The organism is Longicatena sp. 210702-DFI.1.196, from assembly GCF_020563125.1.
Lineage (GTDB): Bacteria > Bacillota_I > Bacilli_A > Erysipelotrichales > Erysipelotrichaceae > Longicatena > Longicatena caecimuris.
Genome location: NZ_JAJCPX010000102.1, coordinates 1 through 534, shown reverse-complemented (window position 1 = coordinate 534; position 534 = coordinate 1). Strand labels below are relative to the sequence as shown.

The window sequence follows — 534 nt, the reverse complement described above, 5'->3', positions numbered from 1 at the left end:
TGATTTTTTATATATGCTTCAATTACTTTGTCATTCTTTCCTGCTGTATCTACATAATATCCTCTACACCAAAATGATCGATTCCTATATTTATATTTCATATTCCCCCATTTCTGATAGATCATAATACTACTTTTCCCTTTCAGAAATCCCATAAATCCTGATACTGTCATTTTAGGTGGGATTTCAACTAGCATATGCACATGATCTGGGCATACTTCTGCTGTTATAATTTTCACACCTTTCCACTCGCATAATTCTCTCAGTATTGCTCCTATTTCTAGTCGCTTTTCTCCATAAAAAACTTTTCTTCTATACTTTGGCGCAAAGACTATGTGGTATTTGCAATTCCATGTGGTGTGTGATAAAGTATGTACGTCATTTAATGGATTATTATTCATTATTTGTCCTCCTTTTGATTTTTATGCAGTTGCCAGACCGCATTCTTATTCTATCAAAAGGAGTTTTATTTTTAAAGGCTCATCGCTAAAGCTCTACGGAACCCCCAGACTATCTGGGGGTTTTCTCATACAA

Annotated in this window: 1 protein-coding gene; it reads right to left on the bottom strand. The window is 34.6% G+C overall.

The features are described from left to right. Positions 1 to 401: IS200/IS605 family transposase (gene tnpA / locus LI241_RS15555; RefSeq protein WP_119983653.1), on the bottom strand; the 401-nt coding region annotated here is incomplete at its 3' end. Positions 402 to 534: the final 133 nt, after the last annotated feature.